Below are 18,040 nucleotides of genomic sequence, written 5' to 3' on the forward strand. Positions count from 1 at the left end.
CGCGAGGTCGCGCAGCGACTCCCGGGTGGTGGCGGCGTTCGCGCGCTGGGCGGCCTGGCCGACGAAGCGCATCTTGTTGTCGAGCACCGACCACACCTCGCCGCCGACGGCGCGGGGCCAGAAGTACCGGAGCTGGCGCAGGGCGGCGGCGTGGAAGGTCCGGGCCTGCACGCCCCCGACGCCGAGGTCACGCAGCCGGGTGCGCATCTCGCCCGCGGCCCGGGCGGTGAAGGTCACGGCGAGGACCTGGCCCGGACGGACCTGGTCGGAGCGCACCAGGTGGGCGATGCGGCGGGTGATCGTGCGGGTCTTGCCCGTGCCCGCGCCGGCGAGCACACAGACCGGGCCGCGCGGCGCGAGGACCGCGGCCCGCTGCTCGGGGTCCAGCCCCTGCTCGGGGCTCTGGGTGCGCGCCTCGGTCACCGTCACCGCCCCATCGTCTCAACCCGGTCCGACGTCGTGGGGCGGGACGGGCCGCGCGCGTCGGCGGAACTGGCCGGGGGTCTCCCCGGCGAGGCGGGTGAACTGGCGGGTGAAGGCCGGCTGGTCGTAGAACCCGCAGGCCAGCGCCACGTCGGCGAGCGGCCGGTCGGTGTCGGTCAGCAGGGCGCGGGCCCGGTCGATGCGGGCGCGCAGCACGAACTGGGTGGGGGCGAGCCCGAACACCGCCCGCATCCGCCGCTCCAGCACCGTCGTCGAGAGCCCGGCGGCCGTCGCCATCTCCTCCACCCGCGGCGGGTCGTCGATCCGCGACTCCACGAGCTCGACCACCCGCGACAGCGCCGGCATCGCCGGGTCGGCCGGGTCCGCCGAGCGCAGGTCCTCCGAGACGCTCACGACGCCGGCCGTGGTCCCGTCGGGCCCGGTCACCGCGATCTTCGTCGTGAGGTACCAGCCGGGCGTGCCGCCCTCGCGGCGGATGAGCTCGAGCTCGTGGCGCAGCGGGCGGCCGTCGGCCAGCACGCGGGCGTCCTGCTCCTCGTAGCGCTCGGCCAGCGCGGGGACGAACAGCTCGCCGGCGCGGCGCCCGAGCACCGCCGAGCGGGTCCGTTGGGTGGTGCGCCGCACGAAGGCGTCGTTGACCTCGACGTAGCGTCCGTCGGCGTCCTTGGCGCAGAACATGACCCCGGTCAGCTCGGCGAAGAGCGCCAGCAGGGCCGGGGCGGGCACCTCCATGCGCACGCCTCCCAGCCGATCCCGCGAGGGGAGGATCCGGTCGCTCCGTCCGCACGAGGGCTCCCCCGGGGCGGAGGGGTTGGCGTCGGTCGGCACGCGGGGAGCGGAAATCGTACAAGAACGCTGTCGGTGGTCGGGTCCACCATGAGCACATGAGCGAGCAGGTGCTGACGGGTCTCGACGAGGCGTTGGTCGAGCGGGCCGTCGCCCGCGCCGCGCGGTGGAGCGCGGCCAGCGCCGGCGGCTCGGACGCCGCCACCCGCCGCCTCGCCTCCCTGGTGCACGACCCCGAGGGCGTCGAGTTCGCCCTGCGCTTCGTCGACCGCGTCGCGCGCCCCGACGACGACCACGTCGCCGCGCGTGAGCTCGCCCGCCTCGCCGGCCGCGGGGCGACGCTGCCCGGCTTCGCGAACGTCGTGGACCGCACCATGCTGCGGGCCGGCGCGCTGCTCGCCCCGCGGGTCCCGCGCGTCGTCGTGCCGCTCGCGCGGCGCCGTCTCAAGCAGCTCGTCGGGCACCTCGTCGTCGACGCGTCGGACCGCTCGCTCTCCCGCCACCTCGCGGCCGCCCGGGCGCAGGGCCGGCGGTTGAACCTCAACCTGCTCGGCGAGGCGGTGCTCGGCGAGGACGAGGCCGACCGCCGCCTGGCGCGCACCCTCGAGCTGATCCGCCGCCCGGACGTCGACTACGTGTCGGTGAAGGCGTCGTCGGTCGCGAGCCAGCTCGTGCCATGGGACCTCGAGGGCAGCCGCGACCGCCTCGTCGAGCGCCTCGCCCCGCTGTTCGGGACCGCCCGCGACGAGGGCGTCTTCGTCAACCTCGACATGGAGGAGTACAAGGATCTCGACCTCACCCTGGCGTTGTTCACGACGCTGCTCGACCGCCCCGAGCTCCGCGACGTGAGCGCCGGCATCGTCCTGCAGGCCTACCTGCCGGACTCGGTCGCGGCGCTCGAGCACGTCGCGGAGTTCGCCCGGCGGCGGGTCGACGCCGGCGGCGCGCCGCTGAAGGTCCGGCTGGTCAAGGGCGCGAACCTCGCCATGGAACGCGTCGACGCCGCCCTGCACGACTGGCCGCAGGCGCCGTACGCGACGAAGGCCGAGGTCGACGCGAACTACGTCCGGCTGCTCGAGCACGCGCTGCGCCCCGAGCTCGCCGATGCCCTGCGGGTGGGGGTCGCGAGCCACCACCTGCACCACGTGGCGCTCGCGGTCGAGCTGGCCGCCGCGCGCGGGGTGGAGCACCAGATGGACGTGGAGATGCTGCAGGGGATGGCCCCGGCGCAGGCGGACGCGGTCGCCGCGGACCTCCGGGGCAGGGAGAACCTCGTGCTCTACACGCCGGTCGTGCACGCCGAGGACTTCGACGCCGCCGTGAGCTACCTCGTCCGTCGGCTCGAGGAGAACGCCGGGCACGAGAACTACCTCTACGCGATGTTCTCGGCCGACGGCCCGGCCAGCTACCTCGACCGGTTCCGCGCCTCGGTCCGTGACCGCGACACCGTCGCCGACACTCCGCGCCGCACCCAGGACCGCACCGCGGAACCGCCAGCCCTCCCCGTCCCGGCAGCAACGGCACCTTCCTCGCACCCGACGTCAGGACGGCGCCGTTCACTCCCGGACGACGAGCCCGAGTTCCGCAACGAGCCCGACACCGACCCGTCGCTGCCCGCCAACCGCGACTGGGCCCGGCGTGCGGTGGCCGCCGCACCGGCGGTGGTCGAGAACCCGGAGCTGACCGACCCGGCGGCGGTCGACGCGGTGATCGCCACCGCGGAGGGCTCGCGCTGGCGCGACACCCCGCCCGCCGAGCGCGCCCGCCTGCTCCGCGAGGCCGCCCGATCCCTGGCCGCGGCGCGCACCGAACTGCTGACGACGATGGTCGGTGAGGCGGGCAAGACCGTCGCCGAGGCCGACCCGGAGATCTCCGAGGCCGTCGACTTCGCCGCCTACTACGCCGACCGCGCCGCCGACCTGGACCCGGCGCGGTTCACCCCCGCCCGCGTCGTCGTCGTGACCCCGCCCTGGAACTTCCCCGTCGCGATCCCGCTCGGTGGCTGCCTCGCGGCACTCGCCGCGGGAGCGCCCGTCGTCATCAAGCCGGCGCCGCAGGTGCGGGCGTGCGCGGAGGTCGGCGTCGCGGCGCTGCACCGCGGCGGCATCCCGGCCGACGCGCTGCAGCTCGTGCACACCGACGAGGGCGCGGCCGGTCAGCGGCTGATCACGCACCCGGCCGTCGAGCGGGTCGTGCTCACCGGGGCGAGCGAGACGGCAGCACTGTTCCGCTCGTGGCGCCCGGACCTGCCGCTGATCGCCGAGACGTCCGGCAAGAACGCGCTGGTGATCACTCCCGCCGCCGACCCCGACCTCGCCGTGGCCGACCTGCTCCGCTCCGCCTTCGGGCACGCCGGGCAGAAGTGCTCCGCGGCCTCGCTGGCGATCCTCGTGGGGTCGATGGGCGACCCGCGCTCGCGGATCGGGCGGCGCTTCCGGCGCCAGCTCGTCGACGCAGTGCGCACGCTGCGGGTGGGCCACGGGAGCGACCTGGCGACGACCATGGGCCCGCTGGTCGGGGAGCTCTCTCCGAAGCTGGAGCGGGCGCTGACGACGCTCGAGGACGGCGAGTCGTGGCTGGTGACGCCCCGCCGCGTGGCCGACGGCGTGTGGACCCCCGGCGTGCGCGCGGGCGTCGCGCCCGGGTCGTGGTTCCACCTCACCGAGTGCTTCGGCCCCGTCCTCGGGCTGATGACGGCGGGGTCGCTGGACGAGGCGATCGAGCTCCAGAACGCGACCGGCTACGGCCTCACCGGCGGGCTGCACTCGCTCGACCCGGAGGAGATCGACCACTGGAGCGAGCGGGTCGAGGTCGGCAACGCCTACGTCAACCGGCACATCACCGGGGCGATCGTGCAGCGCCAGTCCTTCGGCGGGTGGAAGGGCTCGGTGGTGGGACCGGGCGCGAAGCCGGGCGGACCGAACTACGTGGCGCAGTTCGGGACGTGGCGCGACCCCGCCGACCCGGGCGAGCTGCCCTCGGCCCCGCTGGGCCGGGCGGCCGCGGACCTGCTCGCCTCGGTCGCCTCCTCGGTGCCGACGGCGGACCTGACGTGGCTGCGCGCCGCGGCCGGCTCGGACGCGGCGGCGTGGCGCGACGAGTTCTCGGTCGAGCACGACCCGACCGGCCTCGCCGCGGAGGCCAACGTCTTCCGCTACCGGCCGCTGCCGTCGCTGCGGTTGGTGGTCGGTGCGGACGCGGCCCCGCGCGACGTGCTGCGGGTGCGGCTGGCGGGCGCGTGTGCGGGCGTCCCGGTCACCGAGGTGGACCCCGAGGTGACGCCGGAGGCCGGTGAGCGGCTGCGGCTGGTCGGGACGGTGCCGGAGGCGCTGCGGCGGGCGGCCGCCGAGGTCGGGGCGTCCCTGGTGGACGCCCCGGTGCTCGCCGACGGGCGCCGGGAGCTGCTCCCGGTGCTGCGGGAGCAGGCGATCAGTGTGACCCGTCACCGGTTCGGCCACGTGGAAGGCTGACGCGGGTCGCCGCGTTGCACCTCGCATGTCGCAGATGACGATGTACACGACCAGCTGGTGCGGGTTCTGCCGACGGCTCAAGAGCCAGCTGGACCGCGAGGGCATCGGCTACGACGAGGTCGACATCGAGCGCACGCCGGACGCCGCCGAGATCGTCATGCGCGTCAACGGCGGGAACCGCACGGTGCCGACCGTCGTCTACCCCGACGGGTCGGCCGCGACCAACCCGAGCTTCGCCGACGTGAAGTCCGCCCTGGCGAAGGCAGACGCCGCGTCCGGAGCGTGATCCCCCGTTCCGACCGAAGGGCCCCGTCGGTCGGATAGAGCGGTGAGGGGCGCCCCTCGCCGGAACGGCTCCTCGAAGACCGAAGGGCCCCCTCGCTCGATCTACTCAAGCGAGGGGGCCCTTCGGTCGGTTCAGGCGGGGGCGCCCTCGCTCACCGGCTCCGGCTCGCGAGTCGCCGCCGGCCGCACCCACACCGCCACGAGCGCCGCGGCGACGAGCGCGCCCACCCCGGCGACCGTGAACACCCGGTCCAGCCCGGCCGCGAACGCCTGGTGCACCAGCGCCGTCGTCGCCTCCCCGTCCCCGACGACCGCCGCGGCGCGCCCGCCCGCGAGCGCGTTCGCGGTCGTCGTCGGGTCGGGCGTGCCGGCCCCGGACAGCACCGTCGCCACCCGGCCCGCGAACACCGTCCCCAGCACCGCGAGCCCGACGGCGAGGCCGAGCTGGCGGAAGGTGTTCACCGCGGCGCTGCCCACCCCGGCGCGGTGCGGCGGCAGCACGGCGAGGGTCGCCGAGACGAGGACCGGGGTCGCGAGGCCGACGCCGAGGCCGGCCACGACGAGCCCGGCGAGCAGCGCCCACGGTCCCGACGCCGGGCCGACGAGCGTCATCAGCAGCACCCCGACGCCGATCAGCGCGAGTCCTCCCGCGATCGGCCGGGCCGGCGACCCGCCGTGCAGGAACCGGCCGGCCGCCACCGAGACGACGAACGACGCCACCGACAGCGGGATCACGACGAGGCCGGCGCGGATCGGGGAGAGCCCCAGCACCGACTGCAGCCAGAGCGAGACCAGCGAAAGGTGCGCGAAGGCCCCGGCCTGCAGGATCGCCGCGGCCGCCATGAGCGCGGCGAACGACGGATCGGCGAAGAGCGCCAGATCGAGCATCGGGGCGGCGCTGCGGTGCTCGACGACGAGGAACGCCAGGAGCGCGACGGCGGCCAGCACCAGGGCGACGACGGTGTCCGTCGCGCCCCAGCCCTGCTCGCCCGCCGCCACCAGGCCGTAGACCAGGGCCGCCGAGGTGAGGGTGAACGTGGCCGCGCCGAGGACGTCGACGCGGCCGCCGCCGGTCGGCGCCGACTCGGACACCACGGCCAGGGTCAGCACCACCGCGAGCACCGCGACCGGCAGGTTGACCAGGAAGATCGCGCGCCAGCCCCAGATCTGCGTCAGCAGCCCGCCGAGCAGCGGGCCGGCCGCGGCGGCGAGGCCGTTGACGGCGCCCCAGACACCGAAGGCCGTGCCCCGGCGCCGGCCGTGGTAGGTCGTCGCGATCAGCGCCGCCGTCGTCGCGAACATCGCGGCCCCGCCGACGCCCTGCACGACGCGCGCCGCGACGAGCGTGCCCGGGTCCGGGGCCAGGCCGCAGGCCAGCGACGCCGCCGCGAACACCCCCAGCCCGACGAGGTAGAGGCGGCGCCGGCCGAACCGGTCGGCGAGCGTGCCCGTGACCATGAGCAGCGCGGCCAGGGCCAGGGCATAGCCGTCGATCACCCACTGCAGGCCGCCGAAGGACGTGCCGAGCGAGGCGGCGATCGGCGGCAGGGCGACGTTCACGATCGTGACGTCGACGAGCAGCATGAAGGTGCCCAGGCAGACGGCCACCAGGGGCCACCACGGACGCATCGGTTTCTCCTCGGGAGTTCGGTGTGCTCGACGACGGGGGCCGCCGGCTGCCACCATCGTCGACATCGCGTGCGCCGAAGGCCGCGTCACCGCCGAGGGCTCGGCGGATATCGACATCTCGAGGGGTATCCGTGGTGGAGTTCGACGACCTCGACCGGGGACTGCTGCACGCGCTGCAGGTCGACGGGCGGGCCCCGTTCCGGCGGATCGCCGACGTCCTCGGGGTCTCCGACCAGACGGTGGCGCGCCGCTACGCCCGGCTGCGCTCGGTGCAGGCACTGCGGGTGATCGGGTTCAGCGACCCGGTGCTCGTCGGGGACGACCAGTGGATGGTCCGGGCCCGGTGTGCGCCCGACGCGGCGCCGGAGATCGCCGACGCGCTGGCCCGGCGCCCGGACACGTCGTGGATCAGCCTGAACTCCGGCGGCACCGAGATCGCGTGCTCGCTGCGCGCGAGCGACTCGGTGGCCGCCGGCGAGATGCTGCTCTCCCGGCTCCCCCGCACGCCGCGGGTGCTCGACGTCAGCGCCCACCAGGTGCTGCACGTGTTCTACGGCGGCGCGCACGAGCCGTTCACGAAGCTCGGGCCGCTGGACGAGGGTCAGGTGGCCCGGCTCGCCGAGCACCTCCCGGAGGCGGCACCGGCGCCGCGGCTCGACGACGTCGACCGGCGGCTGCTGCGCCAGTTGCGCGCCGACGGGCGGGCCCCCGTCGAGGACCTGGCGCGGGAGTGCGGCCTCTCCGCGTCGACGGTGCGACGGCGGCTGCACGACCTGCGCGCGGGCGGGCTGCTCTACCTCGACGTCGACGTGTCGCCCGACGCCCACGACCTCCCGCTGCGCACGATGCTCTACCTCACCGTGCTCCCGGCCGACCTCGAGGCGGCCGGGCAGGCGCTCGCGGGCCACCCGGAGGTGCCGTTCGCGGCGGCGACGACGGGGCGCACCAACGTCTACGCGACCGTCGCGAGCCCGGACGCGGCCGCGTTCTACCGGTACCTGACGACGCGGGTGGCGGCCCTGCCGGGCGTGCAGGGCGTGGAGACGGCGCCGGTCATCCGGACGGTGAAGGCGGCGGGGACGCACTACCCGGCCCGATGAGTGAGTGGCGCCGTCCTGACGTCAGATGCCAGGAACGTGCCGTTGCTGGCATCGGGGGTCGGCCCCGTCAGCTCAGCCGGCCGCGGCCCACGCCTCCAGCATCGCCCGCGCGATCGACACCCCACCCGGCAGGATCAGCTCCCGGTCCTCCCCCGCCTCGAACGCGGTGCCGCCGACCCCGTGAGCGCCGCGCGCGCCCTCGCCCTCGCGGGTCATCCAGTCGCCGGCGGCCAGGGCCTCGCGCAGCTCGTCGCGGGTCACCCAGCGGGCGTTCTCGATCTCGCCCTCCTGCAGCTCCATGGTCTGCTCCGGGTCGGCGACGGCGGAGAACCCGATCATGAGCGAGCGCGGGAACGGCCAGGGCTGCGACCCGAGGTAGGTGATCGTCGAGACCGACACCCCGACCTCCTCGGCGCACTCCCGCGCGACGCACGCCTCGAGCGACTCCCCGGCCTCCACGAACCCCGCCAGCACGCTGTACCGGCCCTCGGGCCAGATCGGCTGGCGGGCCAGCAGGACGCGGTCGGCGCCGTCGTGGACCAGGCAGATCATCGAGGGGTCGGTGCGGGGGTACTCCTCGTGGTCGTGGGCCTCGCACAGCTGCGCCCACCCCGCCTTGATCGAGCGCATCGGGGAGCCGTCGCGGCCGCAGAACCGCGACCGGTCGTGCCACGACAGCAGCGCGACCGCCGTCGTCAGCAGACCCGCCGAGCGCGCGTCCAGGTCACCCCCGGACACCCGCAGGTCCCGCCAGAGCTCCACGGCGGAGAACCCGGAGCCGGCGTCAGCCTGGAAGTGTTCGGGCAGCTCGTCGGGGTCGGGCACCCGCACGCCCCAGTACGACGTGCCGTCCTCGTCGCCGAGCAGCACCGCCCCTTCGGGGACGGTGTCCCCGAAGTCCGCGGCCGGGGCCTCGACCAGCGACAGCGAACCGTCGGCGGCCTCCCTGACCGGCGTCCGGCCGCGGGGATCGACGCGCACGACCCGCGCCCGCGGCCACATCGCCGCCACGTGCCCGGGGTCCCCGCGCACCTGCTCGCGCCGGTCCACCGTCGAGCGCGACAGCCGGGGCAGGGTGTCCAGGTGGAACGCGGCCCGCAGGTCAGGACCGGAGGTCGCCGAAGTGGTGGTCACGAACTCGATGATCCCCCGGGAACCCGGATCCCACCCAACGCGGTGAGCGAGGCCGCCGTCGTCGCGGCGTCGGTCACGACCACGCCGGTGAAGCGGGCGGGCGCGAGGAACTCGGCGGCCGCGGTGGCGGCCTCCTCGACGGTGACCTCCTCGAGGCGCTGCGGGTGCTCGCGCACCCATCCCGACGACAGGCCCACCCCGGCGAGCCCGGCGAGGGTCGAGGCGAGCCCGGCCTGGGTGGTCATCGAGATCAGCAGCGAGCCGATGGCGTACCGGCGGGCGGACTCCAGCTCGGCCGCCGTCGGGGGCACGACGGCGACCCGGCCCAGCTCGTAGCGCATCTCGAGCAGCGCGGCCGCGGTGACCTCGGAGGCGCAGTCGGTCTCCACGAGCAGCGCCGCACCGTACGGGTCGAACTCCAGCGACGAGGACGCGTGGTAGGTGTAGCCCTTGTCCTCGCGCAGGTTCTCGACCAGCCGCGAGGAGAAGTAGCCCCCGAACGCGAGATTGGCCAGCTGCAGCGCCGGATAGCGCCGGTCGGTGCGCGGCACGGCGGCCGCGGAGAGCCGCAGCTGCGACTGCACCGCGCCCGGGCGGTCGACCAGCAGCAGGTCGGAGCCGTGCAGCTCGGGCAGCGGCGGCAGCAGGGACGCGTCCCCGGGGGTGTCCCAGGCGGCCAGCGAGGCCGCCACCGCGGCGATCGCGTCGTCGGGGTCGAGGTCCCCGACGAGCACGAGCACCGACCCGGCGGGCACCACCATCCGCCGGTGCGTGGCCAGCAGGTCGTCGGTGGTGACCCGGACGACGTCCTCGACGTCGGGCATCTCGCGCGTGACCGGGTGGTCGCCGTAGCGGTGGCGCTGCAGGGCCCGGCGGGCGATCACCGACGGCTGCGCGGAGGCGACCTGGATGCGCTCGGCGAGCCGCTCCCGCTCGCGCTCGACCTCCGTCGCCGGGTAGGTGGCGGAGGTGAGGACGTCGGCGATCACGTCGAGCAGGGTCGGCAGTCCCTCGGCCAGGGCGTGGCCGGCCGCGGCCAGCCGCTCGGGGTCCAGGGAGAAGCCGAGTTCGCCGCCGACGCCCGCGAGGTCGTCGTCGAGGGAGACGCGGCTGCGCCGGGAGGTGCCGGACAACGCGGTCGAGGCCAGGACCTCGGCGACGGCCGGGTGGTGCGGGTCGGGATCCGAGAAGGGGATCCGCAGCCGCACCTCGACCATCGGCACCGCGGGGCGGCGCACCGCGATCACGCGCAGTCCGGTGGGCAGGACGGTGTCGATCTCGTCCGGCGCCGGGACCTCCGGCTGCGGGCGCAGCGGCGGCAGCGGTCGCGGACCGGTCGGGGTGTGCCCGATCTCCTCGGCGGAGCGGCGGGTGGCGGCCGTGGGGGCGCTCATGCGTCGGCTCCCGGGGTGAGGACGAGCAGGGCCCGGGCGTCGGGACGCAGGCCGGCGGCCGCCGTCGCGACGGCCTCGGGGGTGACGGCGGCGATCGCGCCCGGCAGCTCGTCGGAGAGCTCGGCGCGCCCGTGCACGAGCTCGGCCGAGCCGAGGGCGAGCATGCGGTTCATCAGCCGGTCGTGCTCGCGGTGCAGCGCGGCCGACCACCGCGCGGTGACCCGCGACAGCTCCTCGGCGCCCGGTCCCTCGACGGCCAGCAGGCCCAGCTCGTGGTCGACGGCGTCGACGACCCGGCGCGGCTCGACGCTGTCGGGGTGGACCGCGGTGATGGTGAAGGTGTCGGGGTCGCGGGCGTCGAGCGGCGCGCCCATCAGCCCGGCCGTGGCGGAGAGGTCGGTGACGAGTCCCTCGCCGTAGACCAGCCGCTGGGTCAGGCGTGCGGCCTCGCCATCGGTGAGCAGGCTCGCGAGGACGGCATGGGCGAGGTAGCCGGACAGGTCGGTGCCCGGGTCGGGCATGCGGTAGCCCAGCGCGAGCGCGGGCAGCGGGGCGTGCGCGTCGACGACGGACTCGAGGCGCTCGCCGTCGGGACCCGGCTCGCCGAACGACGGGCGGTCGGGCACCGCCCGGGCCGGGATGTCGCCGAAGTGGCGCTCGACGAGCTCGGCGGCGTCGCCGACCTCGAAGTCCCCGACGACGGTGAGCACCGCGTTGCCCGGGGCGTAGTAGGCGTCGAAGAACGCCGCGGCGTCGTCGAGCGAGGAGCGCTCGAGGTCGGTGAAGTCGCCGTAGCCGTTGTGGGCGTTCGCGAACGTCGAGTAGAGCACCGGCGGCAGGAGGATCCAGGGAAAGCCGCCGTAGGGCCGGTTGAGGACGTTGAGGCGGATCTCCTCCTTCACGACGTCGATCTGGTTGGCCAGGTTCTCCGGCGTCAGCTTGGGGGCGCGGAGCCGGTCGGCCTCGAGGAAGAGCCCGCGCTCGAGCGCCGCGGCGGGGAGGATCTCGAAGTAGTCGGTGTAGTCCTGGTGGGTCGACCCGTTGAAGACCCCGCCCGAGCCCTGCACGTGGCGGAAGTGGGCGAGCTTCTCCAGGCTCTCCGAGCCCTGGAACATCAGGTGCTCGAAGAGGTGCGCGAACCCGGTGCGGCCCTCGGGCTCGCTGCGGAAGCCGACGTCGACGTGGACCGCGACCCCGACGACGGGGTTCGAGCGGTCGGGCGCGAGCAGGACGCGCAATCCGTTGTCGAGGGTGAGGCGGTGCCGCGCCGCTCCGCTCGTGCTCCCGGGGGAGCTGGGTGGTGCCGGGGCGGCACCGGGGATCGGGGGGAGGGGGACCGGACTCACCCCTCGACCCTAACGGCGACGACGATCGGCGTCCGTGCGCCGGGCGCGGCCGGACCCGGTGGACCGCACCCGGGTCGGCCGGACGGCGTGCGGGCCGGTGGTGTGGCGGGCCGGACCGACGAGGGCGCGGCTGCGCTGCGGCGGGACCCGGCCGGCGCGGGTCCGCGACGTCGGGCGACGGCGGGCGCCCGTCGTGGCCCCGCCGGTGGAGCCCCGGGCGACGACGACGAGCAGCGACCCGGCACCGAGCGCGGCGGCCACGGCGAGGGCGAGCTCCAGGCGGGCGACCAGCGGCGACACCCCGTCGCCGGCGATGTCGGTCGTCGCGCTCGGGGTCTGCGCCCCGCTGCCCGCGACCGCGACGGGTCCGGCGAACTGCCCGTCGGCGGGCACCACGACCGGCACCGGGGTGCCCGGCGTGCGCCCGCACCCGTCGAGGGCGGCCCGGCGCGCGGTGCCGCCCAGGTTCATCACGACCTGGTCGTGCGGGTCGGCGGACACGCACGACGCGGTGGCGGTGACGACGGCGGTGACGGTCACCGGCGGGGCCGCGACGTGCGCGGGCGCGGCGGGCGCGAGGCCGACCGCCTCGGCCAGCACCGGGACCCGCGGCACCACGAGCGCGACGACGGCCATGGCGCCGAGCGCGACCGCGACGAGCATGCCGAGCGTGCGGCCCGGGCGGACGCGGGACCGCGTCGCGCGCGGCACGTACACGGGGACGGGGCCGCCGGAGGCGAGGACGCCGGGGAGTGACACGGACGTGATTCTGCCGACACCACGCCGGACCCGATGGAGGGATCCCCCGCTCCTACCCGCGATGACGGACTGCTACACCTACGCGTTGCGATCCGGGTGCCCGGTGTCCTCCCGGCCCTGCTGCGGCCGAACGGGACGACGGGCCGACGACGCCGCGTGCGTGTCGGAGACGTCCCGTGGCGGACACCGGACGTCAGGAACGGGCCTTCTCCGACGTCGCCCGCTCCCCCAGCAGCCGCCACAGGTGCGCGACGGCCTCGGCGCCGCGCAGCAGCAGGGGCAGCACCGCGCGCTCGTCCGGGGCGTGGATGCGGTCGTCCGGCAGCATCACGCCGAGGAAGGCCAGCGGTGCACCGAGCGCGGTGGACAGCAGGGCCTCGGGGCCGCTGCCGCCCTCACGCGCGGGCAGGACCTCGGCGCCGAGCGCGATCCCCATGGCCTCGCGGATGGAGGCGACGAGGGCGGAGTCCAGGTCGCAGATTAGCGGCGGGACCCCGGGGCCGCCCGTCGAGATCTCGGCGTCGATCCCGGCCGGCACCCGGTCGGCCACGAACCGCTCCACCAGGGCCTTGATGCGGGCCGGGTCCTGGTCGGCGACCAGCCGGAACGTCATCTTCAGCGTCGCGACGTGCGGGACGATCGTCTTGTGCCCCGGCCCGGCGTAGCCGCCGTGCAGGCCGTTGACCTCGGCGGTCGGGCGTGCCCAGAGCCGCTCGTAGGTGCTCCAGCCGTCCTCACCGGCCGTCGCCGTGGCCCCGGCGGCGGAGCCCGCGAGCCAGGCGGGCTCGTCGAAGGGCAGCGCCGCCCACGCCTCGCGCTCGCGGGCCGTGGGCTCGCGGACGTCGTCGTAGAAGCCCGGGACGGCGACCCGCCCGGCGTCGTCGTGGAAGGCCGCGACGAGCGTCGCGAGCTCCGTGACCGGGTTGGGCACCGCGCCGCCGAACTGGCCCGAGTGCAGGTCGACCGAGGCCCCGCGGAAGACGACCTCGGCCTCGACCATCCCGCGCATGCCCGTGCAGACCGTCGGGGTGTCGCGGTCGACCATGCCGGTGTCGGTCACGACGATCTCGTCGCAGGCCAGCGCGTCGCCGTGCGCGGCGAGCAGGTCGGCCAGGTGCGCGGACCCGGACTCCTCCTCGCCCTCCACCAGCAGCTTCAGCGACACCGCGGGGGCGCCGGCGCCGGTCGCCGCGAGGTGCGCGCGGACCCCGAGCAGCACCATCGCGATGTGCCCCTTGTCGTCGGAGGCGCCGCGGCCGCGCAGCTCCTCCCCCACGACCTGCGGCTCGAACGGGGCGAAGGACCAGCCGTCCTCCAGGTCGGCGGGCTGGACGTCGTGGTGGCCGTAGACCAGCACCGTCGGCGCGGCCGGGTCGGCCGCCGGCCAGTGCGCGAACACCGCCGGCAGGGCCGGGGTGTCGTCTCCCTCCCCCGTCGCTCCGCTCGCCCGGCCCCAGACCTCGACCGTGGGCCAGCCGTCGCGACGCAGCGTCTCCTCGAGCCAGGCGGCGGAGCGGCCGACGTCGCCGTGGTGGCCCGGGTCGGCGCTGATCGAGGGGATCCGCAGCCACTCCGAGAGCTCGGCGACGAAGGCGTCGGCCCGCCGGCCGACCTCCGCCTGCTCGACGGTCCCGGACTGCGGCACGGTGCTCGTCACGCCCGCCACGGTAGTCGGGCTCAGCGACCCGCCACGAGCGCGACGACCTCCGCGCGACGCACCCACGCCACGACGGCCAGCAGCGCGCCGATGATCACCGGGGTGTACCAGAAGCCCTCGTGCAGGAAGAACAGCTGCGCGCCGGTGGCCCCGACCATGAGGGCGACGAGGCAGGTGGCGGCGAGCCCCGCGAGGCGCGGGACGAGCAGCCCGATCCCGCCCGCGATCTCGAGCAGCCCGATGACCACGCGCAGCCACTGCCCGGCCCCGAGGTCCTCGAAGACCTGGACCGCGTACGACTCCCCGACCAGCTTCGGGAGCCCCGAGCCGCCGACGAACGCCAGCGCGAGCACGACCTGGAGGGTCCAGAGGCCCGCGGTGGCGCCGCGGCTCCGGGCCGGGGCGGCGGTGACGGTCTCCGAGCGGGTGGTGGCGGTGGTCATCGCGGTCTCCTCCGGGTGGTCCCCCGCGAACTGCGGGAGCAGTACCACGATCCTGCTCAATCGAACCGTTGAGTGTCAATAGCGTACTGGTCGATATTGTTTTCGTACTCAGCCTGCGGCGTCCTCCTGCGCGACCATGCGGTGATGAGCTTCAGCCGGCCGCCCGCCTTCACCACCCGGCCCACCCTGGAGGGCACGGTCGGGATGGCCGCCTCGACGCACTGGGCGGCGTCGGCGACCGCGATGGGCGTGCTCGAGCGCGGCGGCACCGCCGTGGACGCGGCGGTCGCGGCGGGGTTCGTGCTCCAGGTCGTCGAACCCCACCTCAACGGGCCGGGCGGCGACATGACCGCGGTGTTCGTCACCGCCGACGACCCCACCCCCCGCGTCCTCGACGGCCAGGGACCGGCGCCGGCGGCGGCCTCGGCGGCGCGCTACCGCGACGAGGGTCTCGACCGCGTCCCCGGCGCCGGCGCCCTCGCCTCGGCGGTCCCGGGGGCCTTCGACGCCTGGCTGCTCCTGCTGCGCGACCACGGCACGTGGGAGGTCGCCGACGTCGTCGCCCCGGCGATCGGCTACGCCCGTGACGGCTTCCCGGCCGTGGCGCGCGTCGGGTCGACGATCCGCGCGGTCGCCGACCTCTTCCGTGAGCACTGGCCCTCCTCGGCGGCGCTGTGGCTCTCCGACGGGCAGGCCCCGGGGCCGGGCGCGGTGCTGCGCAACCCGGCCTGGGCCGCGACGCTGGGCCGGCTCGCCGAGGCCGCGCAGGGCGCGACGCGGGAGGCCCGCGTGGACGCGGTGCGCACCGTCTGGGCCGAGGGGTTCGTGGCGGAGGCCGTCGAGGCGTTCTGCCGCACCCCGCACCGGCACGCGTCGGGGACCGACCACGCCGGGGTGCTCACCGTCGCCGACTCGGCCGGGTGGCGGGCCTCGGTCGTCGACGCGTTCGTCGGCGACTTCCGCGGGCACCGCGTCGCGAAGACCCCTGCCTGGGGCCAGGGTCCGGCCCTGCTGCAGATGCTCGCGCTGCTCGAGCCCGCCGACGACGCCGACCTCGACCCCTCCACCGAGGCCGGCGCCCACCGCGTCCTCGAGACGATCAAGCTGGCCCAGGCCGACCGGGAGGCCTGGTTCGGCGACGTCGACGACCCGGTGACCCTCGCCGACCTGCTCGATCCCGCCTACCTCGACGCCCGCCGGGCACTGATCTCCGACGACGCCTCGCCCGACGTCCGGCCCGGCCGGCTCGGGGGCCGCGAGCCGCGCCTCGCGGAGCTCGCCCTGGCCGGGGTCGCGCCCGCCGTCTCGGAGGCCTCGGGGGTGGGCGAGCCGACGGTCACGCTCGAGGGCGAGCCCGGAGCCGTGGCCGAGCCGCGGACGTCGTCGCACGGCGAGATGCGGGGCGACACCTGCCACCTCGACGTCGTCGACCGGTGGGGCACGGTCGTCTCCGCGACCCCCTCCGGCGGGTGGCTGCAGTCCTCCCCGACGATCCCCGAGCTCGGCTTCGCGCTCGGCACGCGGCTGCAGATGACGTGGCTCGAGGAGGGGCTGCCCTCGACGCTGACGCCCGGCCGGCGGCCGCGCACGACACTGACCCCGACGCTCGTGCTCGACGACGCGGGCCGCCCGGTCACCGCGCTCGGCTCGCCCGGCGGGGACCAGCAGGACCAGTGGCAGCTGCTCTACCTGCTGCGCACCCTGGTCGGGGGCTGGTCACCGCAGGCCGCGATCGACGCGCCCGCACTGCACACGACGTCGACGCCGGGCTCCTTCTGGCCCCGCGACCGGGAACCGGCCGGGGCCACCGTCGAGGACCGCCTCGGCGACGAGGTCATCGCCGGGCTGGAGCGGCGCGGGCACCAGGTCACCCGCGCGGGCGATTGGTCGCTGGGACGGCTCTCGGCCGTCGGCATCGACCACGCGCGAGGGGTGATGTGGGGCGCGGCGAACCCGCGGGGGATGCAGGGGTACGCGGTCGGTCGGTGAGGCCAACACCCGGCGTCGTCTGGGACGCTCCGGATCATGCCGCTCCCCTCGCTGCGCCGTCGTCGCCCCCGGCCCGACCCGGCCGCCCGCCGTGCCGCCCTGCTCGCCGGCCCGCTGCTGGGCATGGGCGTGCTGCACTTCGTCGTGCCCGCCCCGTTCGACGGCCTCGTCCCGCCGTGGATCCCGGGGCCCGCACGGTTCTGGACGTACGCCAGCGGGGTGGCCGAGCTCGCCGTCGGCGCCGCGGTCGCCCGCCCGACGACGCGCCGGCTCGGCGCGACCGCCGCCGCCGGGCTCTTCCTCGCCGTCTACCCGGCCAACCTGCAGATGGCCTGGGACTGGCGACGCGAGCCGTGGCCCTACCGCGCCGCGGCGCTCGGCCGGCTGCCGCTGCAGTACCCCATGATCACGCACGCGCTGCGGGTGCGCGCCGAGGCCTGACCCGCCCGGTCAGCGGGGGACGCCGAGCAGGCCGGCCGGATCGTGCCGGCGGGCGAGGTTCACGAGGCGGAACCGTTGCTCGGACGTCATGCGGCTCCGGGGCAGGACCGTCGCGGTGTCGCCGACGTCCAGGACGACGGCCGTCACGACGCCGACCGCTCCCGGGCAGGTCCGCAGGGCCCACCACAGATCGGCGGCACAGCCCGGCCCGGGCACGGCGTGTACGACACCGTCCCCGGTGACGACGGTGGCCCCGCGCAGCGTGGTCTGCCCGACCGCGCCGCCGACGGTGCCGGCCCGCACCAGCGTGACGCTGGGCCGGGCGACCACCGTCGCGGCGGCGCGGTGCACGGCGAACCACGCCGCGCCCACCCCGGCCCGGACGGTGCCCGCGCCGGGGTCGGCGACGACCCGGTCCGCCCGCGAGAGCGAGACCGCGACGACCGGGCGGTCCCCGGGGCGGGCCTCCTGCCCCCCGCCCGCTCCGAGGACCACGACCTCGACGCCGTACTCGGCCGCCCACCGCACGACGCGCACCACGTCCGCGGTCCCGGTGGCCCCGACCACCGCGATCACCCGGCGCAGCGTGCGTGTCGGCAACGGCTCCCGGAGCAGGAGCTCCGCGGCGGCGTCGGTGCTGTAGGGCGGGTGCACGGGGCCGTCGACGATCCCGTCGAGCGTGAGGATCGCCTCGGTCGTCCACCCGGCGCCGCGCACGGCCATCACCTCCCCGCAGCCCGAGGCGGCGGCCGCCGAGGACGCCGTCGGGGTCGACCCGGCGGGAGACCTCGGCGAGGCGGGTCCGCTGCGCGTCGCTCCAGCACGCGCCGGGACGGGCGGCCATCGTCTGCGGCGCCGCGAAGTTGATCGGGACGGTGCCGGTCGACCACGGCGCCAGGGCGTCCACGACGCCGTGGGCGAGGGCCGGGACGACGTCGACCAGCGGCGGGACCATCGGGGCGACGACCCCGAGCAGGTACGGCGCCCGCGGCACGCAGCCCGCCGTGCCGCGCAGGCCGGCGCCGCCGATCGCCCGCAGCTCCACCATGATCAGCGGCAGCTCGTGCTGCGGGCCGGCGGCCGCGAGCAGGGCGTCGATCGCGTCGTCGTCGACCGAGCCCAGGAACCCGCCGGTGGCCCAGCAGGGCAGCGGGTCGGTCGGG

The 18,040-nt window shown here is 76.2% G+C and carries 16 protein-coding genes; 6 read left to right on the top strand and 10 right to left on the bottom strand.

The genetic code is table 11. From position 1 onward, the window contains the following. Together AC0CYZ_RS29360 and AC0CYZ_RS29365 are read right to left on the bottom strand one after the other, a co-directional pair. Positions 1–429: UvrD-helicase domain-containing protein (locus tag AC0CYZ_RS29360; RefSeq protein WP_472221649.1), on the bottom strand; the 429-nt coding region annotated here is incomplete at its 3' end. Between the two features lie 12 nt (positions 430–441). Beyond that, positions 442–1,176, bottom strand: coding sequence for a helix-turn-helix domain-containing protein (locus AC0CYZ_RS29365; protein WP_472221650.1), 735 nt, complete (start codon positions 1,174–1,176; stop codon positions 442–444). A gap of 152 nt (positions 1,177–1,328) precedes the next feature. Between AC0CYZ_RS29365 and AC0CYZ_RS29370 the strand changes: the two genes are divergently transcribed. Together AC0CYZ_RS29370 and AC0CYZ_RS29375 are read left to right on the top strand one after the other, a co-directional pair. Beyond that, entirely contained in the window at positions 1,329–4,700 is a 3,372-nt protein-coding gene (locus AC0CYZ_RS29370) for a proline dehydrogenase family protein (RefSeq protein WP_472221651.1), read from the top strand. 34 nt (positions 4,701–4,734) lie between these two features. Beyond that, positions 4,735–4,986 (top strand): mycoredoxin, encoded by a 252-nt coding sequence (locus AC0CYZ_RS29375; RefSeq protein ID WP_472221652.1) that lies wholly within the window; start codon positions 4,735–4,737, stop codon positions 4,984–4,986. Positions 4,987–5,117: 131 nt separating this feature from the next. On the opposite strand, the gene AC0CYZ_RS29380 is transcribed toward AC0CYZ_RS29375, so the two are convergent. Next, positions 5,118–6,614, bottom strand: coding sequence for an MFS transporter (locus tag AC0CYZ_RS29380; protein WP_472221653.1), 1,497 nt, complete (start codon positions 6,612–6,614; stop codon positions 5,118–5,120). Between the two features lie 131 nt (positions 6,615–6,745). On the opposite strand from AC0CYZ_RS29380, the gene AC0CYZ_RS29385 reads away from it, so the two are divergent. Then, positions 6,746–7,714: an Lrp/AsnC family transcriptional regulator gene (locus tag AC0CYZ_RS29385; RefSeq protein WP_472221654.1), complete on the top strand. Its 969-nt coding sequence runs from the start codon at positions 6,746–6,748 to the stop codon at positions 7,712–7,714. Between the two features lie 72 nt (positions 7,715–7,786). Here the strand turns inward: AC0CYZ_RS29385 and nudC are convergent, their stop codons facing one another. From nudC to AC0CYZ_RS29415, 6 genes are all read right to left on the bottom strand, one after another. After that, positions 7,787–8,815 carry an NAD(+) diphosphatase gene (gene nudC / locus AC0CYZ_RS29390; protein ID WP_472221663.1) on the bottom strand — a complete coding sequence of 343 codons (1,029 nt, stop codon included), beginning with the start codon at positions 8,813–8,815 and terminating at the stop codon, positions 7,787–7,789. A 29-nt stretch (positions 8,816–8,844) separates the two neighbouring features. After that, the gene (locus AC0CYZ_RS29395) at positions 8,845–10,242 is read right to left on the bottom strand and encodes a M16 family metallopeptidase (RefSeq protein WP_472221655.1); all 1,398 of its coding nucleotides are present in this window, start codon (positions 10,240–10,242) and stop codon (positions 8,845–8,847) included. Beyond that, positions 10,239–11,564, bottom strand: coding sequence for a M16 family metallopeptidase (locus AC0CYZ_RS29400; RefSeq protein ID WP_472221664.1), 1,326 nt, complete (start codon positions 11,562–11,564; stop codon positions 10,239–10,241). The genes AC0CYZ_RS29395 and AC0CYZ_RS29400 overlap by 4 nt, the downstream gene beginning before the upstream one ends. Before the next feature lie 33 nt (positions 11,565–11,597). Then, complete coding sequence (locus AC0CYZ_RS29405) at positions 11,598–12,347, bottom strand: hypothetical protein (RefSeq protein WP_472221656.1); 750 nt, start codon at positions 12,345–12,347, stop codon at positions 11,598–11,600. Between the two features lie 193 nt (positions 12,348–12,540). Beyond that, positions 12,541–14,004 carry a M20/M25/M40 family metallo-hydrolase gene (locus AC0CYZ_RS29410; RefSeq protein WP_472221657.1) on the bottom strand — a complete coding sequence of 488 codons (1,464 nt, stop codon included), beginning with the start codon at positions 14,002–14,004 and terminating at the stop codon, positions 12,541–12,543. 20 nt (positions 14,005–14,024) lie between these two features. Beyond that, positions 14,025–14,447, bottom strand: coding sequence for a DoxX family protein (locus AC0CYZ_RS29415; protein ID WP_472221658.1), 423 nt, complete (start codon positions 14,445–14,447; stop codon positions 14,025–14,027). 144 nt (positions 14,448–14,591) lie between these two features. Between AC0CYZ_RS29415 and AC0CYZ_RS29420 the strand changes: the two genes are divergently transcribed. Both AC0CYZ_RS29420 and AC0CYZ_RS29425 read left to right on the top strand, forming a co-directional pair. Then, entirely contained in the window at positions 14,592–16,436 is a 1,845-nt protein-coding gene (locus AC0CYZ_RS29420; protein WP_472221659.1) for a gamma-glutamyltransferase family protein, read from the top strand. 36 nt (positions 16,437–16,472) lie between these two features. Beyond that, a complete protein-coding gene (locus AC0CYZ_RS29425; protein WP_472221660.1) occupies positions 16,473–16,877 on the top strand; it encodes a DoxX family protein in 405 nt (134 codons plus the stop codon). Positions 16,878–16,886: 9 nt separating this feature from the next. Here AC0CYZ_RS29425 and AC0CYZ_RS29430 read toward each other — a convergent pair whose 3' ends face one another. Continuing rightward, on the bottom strand, positions 16,887–17,594 hold the full coding sequence (locus AC0CYZ_RS29430; protein WP_472221661.1) for an FAD-binding protein: 708 nt from the start codon (positions 17,592–17,594) through the stop codon (positions 16,887–16,889). 158 nt (positions 17,595–17,752) lie between these two features. Here AC0CYZ_RS29430 and AC0CYZ_RS29435 point away from each other — a divergent pair. Beyond that, positions 17,753–18,040, top strand: a 288-nt coding sequence (locus AC0CYZ_RS29435; protein WP_472221662.1) for a hypothetical protein, incomplete at its 3' end; no start/stop codon positions are given.

Source organism: Actinomycetospora sp. (genome assembly GCF_055612215.1).